Genomic DNA, 10,227 nt, shown 5'->3' on the forward strand with positions numbered 1-10,227 from the left:
TCAAACCGCTTACGGATTACGCTCCCGACGTCCCGGGGGTGGCAAACCAGATTGTTCAAAAAGCAATGCGGTTCGATGTCAACGAGCGTTACCAATCTGCCGCCGAGCTGAATGCGGACGTCCGCAAGGCGATCACGATGCTCGAGCGTGGTATCACCGGCAACGCCTCAGATGACTATCATCAACCGATGGCGGAGCATCAAGATGATGACGAGATACCATCGAACGAGGGCGAAGGTTACGTGGTGTTGTTGGTCGAGTCAAAAATTGGTCTGCAAAACGCCATCCGCGACCGGCTAAAGGCACGTGGGTATCGTGTTTTAATCATTCAAGATCCCAACCGCGCGTTGGCTCGATTTGCCACTGACGACGAACAGCCAGCCGATTGCGTGATTTTCGGCGCCGCGGATTTGGGAGTGGACGCTGTGGACGCCTACAACCGGTTCGCCAAGGATGAAAACACCTGCAATATCCCCAGTATCTTGTTGATTGACCGACGACAAACCAATTTGATTCAAGCGGCGCTTCGCGGCCCCAAACGCAAGATGCTGGGGTTGCCGCTAAAGGTGCGGGAACTGCGTCAAGCGCTTAGTCAATTGTTGGTCGGTGTGGATCGACGTCCTGCGGGGACGTACTAGCGTTCGTTTTCGGCGAGCCGCAATCGTGCTTCGTCCGCCCAGGGGCTGTCGGGGAACAATTCCAAGAAACGTGCCCAGTGGTGAATCGCTTCGTCGGTTCGCCCGAGCGAATCGAGCGTCTTGGCAAGGTGATAGTGCACATCGGAGTAGTCTTCAAAGATCCGCAGGGCACCTTGGAACGAGGCCACACCAAGTTCGGGTTGTCCGGTTTCGGCCAACACGATTCCCAGACTGGCGCGTGCCTCGACGAATTCGGGGTCGATTTCGATGGCACTGTAGTAGCGTTCACGCGATGCAATCGTTTCTCCGATTCGGTACAGCAATTCGCCCATTTGAAAATTGATATCCGCACGCGGGCCATCGCGTGCCAAGATCGCGTGGTAGAAATCGATGGCGCGCTGCAAGTCGTCTTCGTCCTCGGCTTGATACGCTGCCATTAGCAATTCGTCCGAGTCATCCAGAGCTCGATTGCCAACGGGAAACGAGGTGTCATCGTCGCGTACCATCGACAACACCTGCCCCGCGGCAAAGTCATCGTCGGTTGATGCGGTTTCGACATCATCGAGAGCGTCAAAATCAAAATGCAATTGGCCTCCCGGTTCGACCAATCCTTCGCCGTGCCGCAGCAGCACCAATTCGCCTTCGACCAAAATCGATAGCTGCTCAAGCGGCCGATGGATGTCCGGCAGCAATTCAACCCACTGGGCCAATCGCTGCTCAATCGCTTTGGGACTTTCTCCCGACGCAATCCAATTTGCCAACCGTTTGGCCACCGCGACCTCGGCAAAATCGAAATACGGCAACCGGTGCATCGTTTCGACCGGTGTAATCAATCCCAACCGTTGCCAGCGGCGGACCACCCGCACGGAAATGCCTAGCAAGTGGGCTAACATCGCTGGTGTGTAGTAGCGTTGGGCCGATTGCTCGAAATCCACCAACCCCAACCGTTGCCAAAGCTCGGACTCGTAAACAATTTCACGAGTTCCGGTGGCAATCGCGTGCCGCGTCGACTCAGTCAACAGATCCGATTCGAGCACGGGGGATTGATCGGCACCAATCACGACCCAATCGACGTCGGCAGCCCGCTGCTCGACGATTGTCGCGCCATAGGAACGCAGCAAATTGGCGGCCTCACGACGCGTCATACTTCCAAAACGCCCCACCAAGGCAATTTTCAAGTTGCCAAGCGTCCCCGCCTCGGACTCGCTATCGGCCGCCGCATCGGACAATCCAGCAGACTCGCCCAAATCGGACTCAGCCAAGTCATCAGAATCGATTGGCTCGTTCAAGCGTGGCATCTCTTGGGGGGCGGGCAGGGGAAAAAGGCGATAGAATTTGGGGTCACTGGATCGCGGTCACTCCCACGATCCAGTCTTGGCCACCGAGTCGATCGGTTTGCCGGATCATTATCCACAAACTTGGCAAACACTCTAGAGACGAACCTTGTCGCGAACGAGTGGATCTATCATTCTGTGGGATTGCCGTGAGTGGGCAAGACGATCGCTGGTGGGCCTTTAGGCAAACTGGAGGAAAGTCCGGGCTCCGCAGGATAGGATGGTCGATAACGTCGACCGGCCGCGAGGCTAGGGAAAGTGCAGCAGAGAACAGACCGCCGAACGGTCAGACGCGGTCGTCACACGACGACCAACTTTGACGCGTGGTAAGGGTGAAACGGTGCGGTAAGAGCGCACCAGCAGCCGAGGTGACTCGACTGGCTTGGTAAACCCCATCCGGAGCTAGACCAAACAGAGTGCAGTGGTGCGAATCTTTCGAGGTTCGCATTCCGCGAAGCGATCCGCTTCGTTTTCGACATTCGGGTAGGTCGCAATTGAGGCGACGAGCAATCGTCGTGCACAGATAAATGGTCGTCGGCGCATGCCATGCATGTCGTCACAGAACCCGGCTTACTAACCCGCTCACGGCAATTTTCTTCGTCTGCAGCCCCGCCGCCACTGTGGATGAAGCGGTGGCACTGCCGTCATCACTCGGCAATTACTCCGCAACGCCCAATCGCTGCATTTGATATTTTCCATCTAAAATATCACGCCACCACGATTCGTTATCCAAGTACCACTGGACCGTTTCTCGCAACCGTTCCTCCAGCGTTCGCTGCGGCTTCCAACCCAAATCGTTTTGGATTTTGCTGGAATCGATCGCGTAGCGAAAATCGTGGCCTGGCCGATCTTTGACATGGGTGATCAGATCGCTGTAGCTTTTCCCATTGGCTCGAGGCCGAATTTCATCCAAGATGCCCACAATCGCGTGGACCAGATCGATATTGCGGCGTTCGCTATTGCCGCCAATGTTGTAAGTTTCCCCCGGCGTTCCTCGCGTCAGCACGGTCAGCAATGCTCGCGCGTGATCCTCGACGTACAACCAATCTCGTACGTTCAGCCCTTCGCCATAGACTGGCAACGGTTCTTCACCCAAGCATTTGATAATCATCAACGGAATTAACTTTTCCGGAAAATGATACGGGCCGTAATTGTTCGAGCAGTTGGTCACCAGCACGGGCAACCCAAAGGTGGTTTTCCAGGCGCGAGCCAAATGGTCTGACGCGGCCTTGGTTGCCGAATATGGCGAGTGTGGGTCGTAGCGAGTCGTCTCGGTAAACATGCCAGTATCACCGAGCGATCCATAGACTTCGTCGGTCGACACGTGCAAGAAACGAAACGCATCACGTCGCTCGCTTGCCAATGCATTGTAGTGCCGAAGACTGCTGTCGAGCAGATTGAACGTTCCCACGACGTTGGTCTGAATAAATTCAGAGGGTCCATCGATTGAGCGGTCCACATGCGATTCGGCTGCCAAATGCATGACGGCATCGGGATCAACGCTTTGGATGACTTCGCCGACCACGACCGGATCAGCTAAATCTGCCTGAACAAACGAATAGCGTGGCGAATCGGCGACATCGGCAAGCGAATGGGGGTTACCGGCATAGGTCAATTTGTCCAAGTTAACGACGTCGTGATCGGTGTCCGCCAACAAGTGACGCACTAGATTCGTGCCGATAAAACCACATCCGCCGGTTACAAGGATCTTCATAATGGGTTCGGTCTAGCAAGAGATGAGCGGAAGCTGAGTGAAACGTTTCCAAAACGATAGTCAGCAACGCGTTGTTTTGAAAGCGATTGCAAACTTTCCCCATAATTTAACCGATTTGGCTGTGGTCACGAATCCGAACATCGCGATTAACCCTCCGGTTCCTGGCAATCAGGGCATTGGATGACGGGTTATGCGAACGCAGGGACCATTTCCGTCTGGACCGCTTCGTCGGCGACCAACACAAAGTGGCACGGCAGCAGAGGACGAATGGTGACGGGGCGGCCGAGCGCGCTGCGGGCAATCCGAGCGATCTCTCGCTCGCTGAACGACGATTGAATTCGGGCCACGGCGTCATGACGACACACGGCCGAACGGACCAACAATCGCGACGCGACATTCACCAAGGCACAGTTCAAGCGACTGCGTTTAAAATCGCAGACGATCATCGCTTGTTGACACGATACCTGCATCGATTGCAACAAACGAAACGCTTGCGATTCGTCCAACCGGTGCATCAACATGGTGCTGATGACCACGTCAAAACCAAGCGGTAGTGGCGATTGAAAACTATTCAGCTGAATGCTCTGTACCTCTACAGATGATCGCTTGGCCAACCGTTGCTGTTCTTCGATCGCGTGCCGGTTCGTATCAACCGTCGTGATCCGCAGGTCTCGGCGATCGCGTGCTGCTTTGACCGCCCAACGAACGGCTAGATCCCCGTTGCCGCTGGAAACATCCAACACCGTCAATGGACGTCGCGACGTATTGGATTGGTATCGCGTGATCAGCGGGTACAACGCGTCGGCCACCCGAGTCACTTGGTTCAGCCGTAGCTCATCCATCCGCACTCGCTGAAATTCAGCTGCGTCGATCGCTGGATCGTCAATCCATACCGGTTCGCGTACTCGATCGAAACTCATGTCTCGTCATTACCTTAATCCGTGCGAAGGACCTATCAAATTAAGGATACCATTTTTGCGGTTCAAGGACACGATTGCGGCGGATCACGTCGGTTCGGCGATCGAGTGTCCCGCGTCGCTTGGTTTGCGGCTGTACAACCAAATGGCGGCCACGATCGTGCATAACAAAACGCCGATACTGACCCACTGCGAGATCGAGAGGTTGGTTCCAAATTGTCCCTGCTCGTCGACGCGAATCATTTCCAGAACAAACCGCATCACCGCATAGGCCGCGAATCCCAGCAACATGATCGCGCCGTCTCGCCGCAACACCAACGACAACGCACACAACAACAAACAAACACTCAATCCCGAGACACTGCTAATCAGTTGTGCCGGTTGCACCGGAACCGCGTGTTGCGGCAACTGCTGAGGTGTCCAGCGATAGATTTTTCCATCGATCATCGCCACCACGCCGCGAGGCGACTGTTCGCGCGGCAAGTCTTTTGAGAAACCATCTTGATAACGGTCATCCAGACGAATCTGTTCGACAATGCTACCGACCTTGATCCCCGCGAACTCAGCCAAACTGTCGCTGGCAACGTCCGACACCTCGCCTGTCGTCGGATCAAAACGCAAACCGATCAGATCGCCTTGCAGCGCTTGGTCTTGGTAAACCGGACTGCCGGGGGGAAAGCGAAGCGCGGCCCAATAATCTTCGCACTGACCGCCGTAACAACAACCGTTCATCAAACAGCCGATGCGGCCGAAAAACAGACCAAGGAACATACAGGGCACGATTGCGTCGCCCAGTTTCAGCAGTGGCAACTTATGACGCGCGATGTAAAAACTGCCCGCCAAGAAACCACCGATGAACGATCCATAAACGACCAAGCCGCCTTCGGTGAAAGTCAACATTCGCCGAACCGTTTCGACAAACGAATCGGCCATAAAGTGATCGTGATATTGGACCACGTAAAACAATCGGGCGCCGCCAATGCCACCAATGAATACCCACGGTGCCATATTCAAAACGACATCGGGATTGATTCCCCGCCGCTTTGCACGGACCATCGCCAAACCGACAGCGGACAGTACCCCCAACAGCAACATCACTCCGTAGCCGCGAATCGCCATCCCGACCGCTTCGCCATCGACGTTCTTCAATTCGACGCTGGGCAAAATGAATGCGACGGCGGCTGCAAACAGCCCCCACATCAACCCTTCGGTCGCAAGGAAACTGCCGACCGCCCCCCCGTGACGCTTGACCATCACGGCGCGAATCACCAGTGCTAACCCCAGCAGGATCAAGACCCAACCGAAGCCAAAGATTGGCAATCCGGCAATTTCGTGTGGAATCAGTATCAAGGTGCGCCGCATGGGCCGATCGCCTTTACGTAATGGAGGGCAGGAATCACACGCCGGAAAAAAAAAGTGAAGGCAGGGGGCAGCAAGCCTCGCAGACCGAATGACATTTCGGCGTTCGCGTGCCCGTCGTTTTCATGTTTGTTTTTTCTGGTTCGCTGCGTCGAAGTCTCCCTATCGTGGGACCGCGTCGCAATCGTTGACGGTGAGGTTTGGGTTGGTCTGGACGTGTCGTCGGCGTATTTTCTACGCTGTTGACGGTGAAAGCGTCCAGGTGGATGCCTCGAAATCCAAAGAAACATCAAACGATGTTTTTTTGACGTTTTGTTTATCGTACCCGAGATTGTCATGCTTCCCATGTTCAAGCACCGCTACCGAATGGCAATTTGGCTTGCAATGATGGCATTTGTCGCTTCTGCAGGCGATGTTTCCTATTCCGCCGATTTCCGTGTCACCACCGAAATCTACGAAAATGCCAGTCCCAAGCCGGCAGCAAAACACTTGATCCTGTTTGCTGGTAATTTGACCTACGACCTGGCTGAGATCCAAAATCGCGATGTCACCGTTTACGATCCCGACCGCAAACGCGTGATATTGCTCGACCGGGTGGCAAAAACCCGAACGACGATCAACACCGAAGATCTGGTGCGAATTACAGCTCAAGCACGGGCGGCGGCGGAAACGAGCGAGCAGCAACAACGTCTAGGGATAGCCGCTTCCCCCGAAAACCAAGGACCCAAATATTCGATTTCATACGGCGACGCCCGCTATGAAACGACTACGGAAACCCCCAGCGAAGCGGAAATGGCAGTTCGATACGGTCAATTTGTCGATTTGGCCTCGCGTCTAAATTTGGTTCACCGGCGAGGGCTCCCTCCGTTTGCCCGCATGTCACTATCGCAGCGGATTGCCTCGGACGGCAAAATCCCCACCGAAACCACGTTAACGATCCGTCGCGGCGTCCAGGTCGACCGTTTTCGATCGAGTCACACCTTCATTTCAACGCTTAGCCAGCAGGATCGTCAACAGATCGACGAGATCGGTGGGATGTTGGCTCTGTACAAGGAAGTACCGCTTTAAGAATCCGGCGAATAAGCCAAGTTTGATTACAATATCCGCAGCGAAACCTTTTCTCGTCGCCGCGGTTCAATCAAGCATGAATACTACACGCACAATCGCTACCGTTTTCTGCTTTTCGCTCGCCGTTGTTGCCGGTTTTTCAATGCCGGCAAAGGGTCAAGATCGCGGACGAGGTGGGTTCGACCGGGGTGGAGGGGACCGTGGTGGAGGAGACCGTGGCGATCGAGGCGGAGGGGAGCGAGGCGGATTCGGGCGTGGTGGGCCTCCCGGTGGTGGCCGCGGTGGGTTTGATCCCGCATCGATGTTGCAGCGGCTGGACACCAACGGAAACGGCGTGCTCGACCCAGACGAGCAACAGGGGCCAGCCCAATTTATCATTGGCCGGATCCAGCAAAGCGACAGCAGTGTCGTGTCCGGCAAACCCATTCCTTTGGACAAAATCACCAAAGCGTTCGAGAAGATGCGCGAAGGAGGCGGGGGTGACCGCGACCGCGATCGTGATCGGGATGACAGAAGCAGCCGCCGCAGTAGTAGCGAAGAAGCATGGACCGCCGAACTGCTGGTCCCCGGTTTCGGTGTCGAGATCGATCCTATTCCGCTGCTCGGTTTTGGTGCCGCTTCTGAATTGATGTCGGTCGAAATCAGCGATAAAGACAAACAGGAAGCTGCCGAGCGAATGCGAGAGTACGATCGCAACCGCGATGGTTTCCTGAGCAAAGAAGAATTGTCCCGCGGACGTTTTGGCGGCAATCCTCTCGATTTTGATCGCAACCGCGATGGCCGACTTTCGGCGGACGAATTGGCGGTTCGCTATGCACGTCGTCGCGAAGTCAATGAGGTGAACGAAGCCGAGCGTAAACGCGAAGAAAGTCGTCGACGTGATCAAGATCGCCGAAAAACGGTCGATGAGGTCGATTACTACAACGGACGCCAATCGTATCGCGTTACCTCGACCGGTTCGCTGCCCGAAGGCACGCCTGGTTTCTTTAGTGACAAAGACGCCAACGGCGATGGGCAAGTCGAAATGGTCGAATTCGCCAGCGAGTGGTCGGACGAAAAAGTTGCTGAGTTTTTCCGATCCGACTTGAATGGCGATGGCATCATCACCCTCGAAGAAGCCCGCCAAGCGGTGGAAATGGGCAACCAAACCACAACCGAAACTGCTTCGACGAGTTCTTCAAGCTCCTCAGGATCGGCATCATCGTCGGCCAGCAGTTCCGGGGCAAAACCGGACGAGAAACTGATCAAATACGCCGAGCGAATTATCTCACGCTACGACAAGAACAAAGACCAAGCGCTGACTGCGTCGGAGTGGTCGACGATGTTGATGAGCCCCGCAGCGGCGGACGGTAATCGTGATGGCCGCGTGACGATCATCGAGTACGCATCGTGGATGCAAGCGCGCTCGAAATAATCACGCTCGAAATAACCACACCTAAAGCAAACAGCGCAGGCGATCCCTTGCCGTGAACGGCGACGGTGCTGGCAATGGTGCCCATGGCACCGCTTTTAACGCAGCTCGATCGTTAAGGGTTCAATTTCGAAGCGACGCTTCACCGTCGCCTTCTCAAATGCATCGTCCGCATTCATCTCGCTTCGTTCGAGCGTCCCCGAGAATCCGATACGCTCGGTTGATTCGGGGTCGAATTTTCCATTTTCGTTTTGATCATCAAACGCAACGATGGCAAAATCGGAGGAGATATCCCCCAGCGTCAACTGCATTGACGCAGCACCGCTTTGGAACGGGATTTGGTCACTCCAAAGCGGATCAACCTGTTCGGCAAACGCTTCGGACGATGCATAAACGGCCACCACCAAGGTGCCCTCGTCTTGGCCCTCTCCGGTGATGATCAACGACAGCAGACCGCTGGCCTGCGAATGACTCTCGTTGCCCGCCGACTCGTCCGTCACATTTGCGTCCCCGATCAATGCCGCTTGTGGGAATCGCGGCGCGACAAAACGAGATTGCCGGTACAGCAGGATCGCCGAGCCCAATACGACCAGTCCCGCCAAAAACATCATCAATACATTGCCGTGATTCTGAGCCCACAAACTGTCTTGCTCGCGGGTGTTGAGCGAATCCGTAAAGTTGGCGTCGTCTTGGTTCTGCATGTCTATTGGCTACTAGGGTGAAAGAGAATCTGCGAAGCGAGCCATCCGTTAAGCGAGAGATTACCTCGGCCCGATTCACTTCACCATTCTATCGTGATTTTGCGTTTGGGGGCAGCAGCGAAATGATTGCGGGAATCGCCAGCCGATGGGCCGAAAGACGCATGTGATTGTTTTCAGCGCGTCAACGCATTAGGCTGTGCTATCACCATTTACGTCCCTTTTTGCGATAGAGATTCAAACATGGAAACTTGGCCCATCGGTGTGTTCGCGTCGGTCGATGCGGGACTCGGAGTTGGTTGGAACGTGATCTCGGAATTGAAAGTTCCCACGATTCAATTGCACGCACCCCATCGAGAAAATCGGACTGCTGAAACGGCCGAGTCACTCCGAGCTCAGCTGGGCGAACTCGGTGTCCGCTGCACCGCGGTTTTTGGTGGTTTCGAGGGCGAAAGTTACGCTGACATCCCGACCGTCGTCAAAACCATCGGTTTGGTGCCCGCCGAAACGCGAGAAAGCCGCTTGCAAGAGATGTGTGAAATCTCTGACTTTGCCAAGCAACTCGGTTGCGACACGGTGGCGCTGCATCTCGGTTTTGTTCCCGAGGACCCTAGCGACGAAGGTTATGCCGAAATCGTCGAGGTCACCCAAAAACTGTGCGATCATTGCAGCAACAATCATCAATATCTGCACCTGGAAACTGGCCAAGAAACCGCCGAAGGCTTGCTCGAATTCATTCAGAATGTCAAACGAGAAAATCTGAAAATCAATTTCGACCCTGCCAACATGATTCTCTACGGCAGCGGTGAACCGATCGATGCGTTGCAGAAGGTGGCCAAGCACGTACGCAGTATCCACTGCAAAGACGCAACGTGGAGCGACAAGCCGGGCGAAACCTGGGGGCGGAAGTTCCGCTCGGCGATGGTGCCGTCGACATCCGCAAATACCTGCAAACGCTCAAAGAGATCGGCTACACCGGCCCGCTGACGATCGAACGCGAGATTCCTCAAGACCCTGAGCGTCAGAAGCAAGAGATCAGCCATGCAATCGGACTGCTCAACAAGCTGAAATCGGAACTGCTCGCTTGA

The 10,227-nt window shown here is 55.1% G+C and carries 8 protein-coding genes, 1 other RNA gene and 1 pseudogene; 5 read left to right on the forward strand and 5 right to left on the reverse strand.

What is annotated here, in order from left to right; all coding sequences use genetic code 11:
• Positions 1 to 638, forward strand: a pseudogene (locus RMSM_RS04015) (serine/threonine-protein kinase); the annotation flags it as partial.
• Here the strand turns inward: RMSM_RS04015 and RMSM_RS04020 are convergent.
• Positions 635 to 1,936, reverse strand: coding sequence for a MerR family transcriptional regulator (locus tag RMSM_RS04020; protein ID WP_008691940.1), 1,302 nt, complete (start codon positions 1,934 to 1,936; stop codon positions 635 to 637). The pseudogene RMSM_RS04015 and the gene RMSM_RS04020 overlap by 4 nt on opposite strands.
• A gap of 186 nt (positions 1,937 to 2,122) precedes the next feature.
• Between RMSM_RS04020 and rnpB the strand changes: the two genes are divergently transcribed.
• An RNA gene (gene rnpB / locus RMSM_RS36375) (RNase P RNA component class A) lies at positions 2,123 to 2,561 on the forward strand.
• A gap of 69 nt (positions 2,562 to 2,630) precedes the next feature.
• On the opposite strand, the gene rfbB is transcribed toward rnpB, so the two are convergent.
• The 3 genes from rfbB to RMSM_RS04035 all read right to left on the reverse strand — a co-directional run bounded on the left by rfbB (position 2,631) and on the right by RMSM_RS04035 (position 5,965).
• Positions 2,631 to 3,686, reverse strand: a complete 1,056-nt coding sequence (gene rfbB / locus RMSM_RS04025; protein ID WP_008691946.1) for a dTDP-glucose 4,6-dehydratase — start codon at positions 3,684 to 3,686, stop codon at positions 2,631 to 2,633.
• Between the two features lie 188 nt (positions 3,687 to 3,874).
• Positions 3,875 to 4,606, reverse strand: coding sequence for a methyltransferase domain-containing protein (locus tag RMSM_RS04030; protein WP_008691950.1), 732 nt, complete (start codon positions 4,604 to 4,606; stop codon positions 3,875 to 3,877).
• Between the two features lie 84 nt (positions 4,607 to 4,690).
• Entirely contained in the window at positions 4,691 to 5,965 is a 1,275-nt protein-coding gene (locus RMSM_RS04035) for a prolipoprotein diacylglyceryl transferase (protein WP_008691951.1), read from the reverse strand.
• A gap of 333 nt (positions 5,966 to 6,298) precedes the next feature.
• Between RMSM_RS04035 and RMSM_RS04045 the strand changes: the two genes are divergently transcribed.
• Both RMSM_RS04045 and RMSM_RS04050 read left to right on the forward strand, forming a co-directional pair.
• Positions 6,299 to 7,030, forward strand: a complete 732-nt coding sequence (locus tag RMSM_RS04045) for a hypothetical protein (protein WP_008691954.1) — start codon at positions 6,299 to 6,301, stop codon at positions 7,028 to 7,030.
• A 76-nt stretch (positions 7,031 to 7,106) separates the two neighbouring features.
• Complete coding sequence (locus tag RMSM_RS04050; protein WP_008691957.1) at positions 7,107 to 8,444, forward strand: EF-hand domain-containing protein; 1,338 nt, start codon at positions 7,107 to 7,109, stop codon at positions 8,442 to 8,444.
• A 95-nt stretch (positions 8,445 to 8,539) separates the two neighbouring features.
• Here RMSM_RS04050 and RMSM_RS04055 read toward each other — a convergent pair whose 3' ends face one another.
• Positions 8,540 to 9,142, reverse strand: a complete 603-nt coding sequence (locus RMSM_RS04055; protein WP_008691958.1) for a DUF2141 domain-containing protein — start codon at positions 9,140 to 9,142, stop codon at positions 8,540 to 8,542.
• A 240-nt stretch (positions 9,143 to 9,382) separates the two neighbouring features.
• Here RMSM_RS04055 and RMSM_RS04060 point away from each other — a divergent pair, with 240 nt between their 5' ends.
• A complete protein-coding gene (locus tag RMSM_RS04060; RefSeq protein WP_008691960.1) occupies positions 9,383 to 10,126 on the forward strand; it encodes a sugar phosphate isomerase/epimerase family protein in 744 nt (247 codons plus the stop codon).
• The last annotated feature ends 101 nt before the right edge of the window (positions 10,127 to 10,227 follow it).

The organism is Rhodopirellula maiorica SM1, assembly GCF_000346295.1.
GTDB classification, from domain to species: domain Bacteria; phylum Planctomycetota; class Planctomycetia; order Pirellulales; family Pirellulaceae; genus Novipirellula; species Novipirellula maiorica.

Coding starts and splice junctions, on each gene's coding strand:
- RMSM_RS04020 (WP_008691940.1), bottom strand. CDS start 1,936: ATGCCACGCTTGAACGAGCCAATCGATTCTGATGACTTGGCTGAGTCC.
- rfbB (WP_008691946.1), bottom strand. CDS start 3,686: ATGAAGATCCTTGTAACCGGCGGATGTGGTTTTATCGGCACGAATCTA.
- RMSM_RS04030 (WP_008691950.1), bottom strand. CDS start 4,606: ATGAGTTTCGATCGAGTACGCGAACCGGTATGGATTGACGATCCAGCG.
- RMSM_RS04035 (WP_008691951.1), bottom strand. CDS start 5,965: ATGCGGCGCACCTTGATACTGATTCCACACGAAATTGCCGGATTGCCA.
- RMSM_RS04045 (WP_008691954.1), top strand. CDS start 6,299: ATGCTTCCCATGTTCAAGCACCGCTACCGAATGGCAATTTGGCTTGCA.
- RMSM_RS04050 (WP_008691957.1), top strand. CDS start 7,107: ATGAATACTACACGCACAATCGCTACCGTTTTCTGCTTTTCGCTCGCC.
- RMSM_RS04055 (WP_008691958.1), bottom strand. CDS start 9,142: ATGCAGAACCAAGACGACGCCAACTTTACGGATTCGCTCAACACCCGC.
- RMSM_RS04060 (WP_008691960.1), top strand. CDS start 9,383: ATGGAAACTTGGCCCATCGGTGTGTTCGCGTCGGTCGATGCGGGACTC.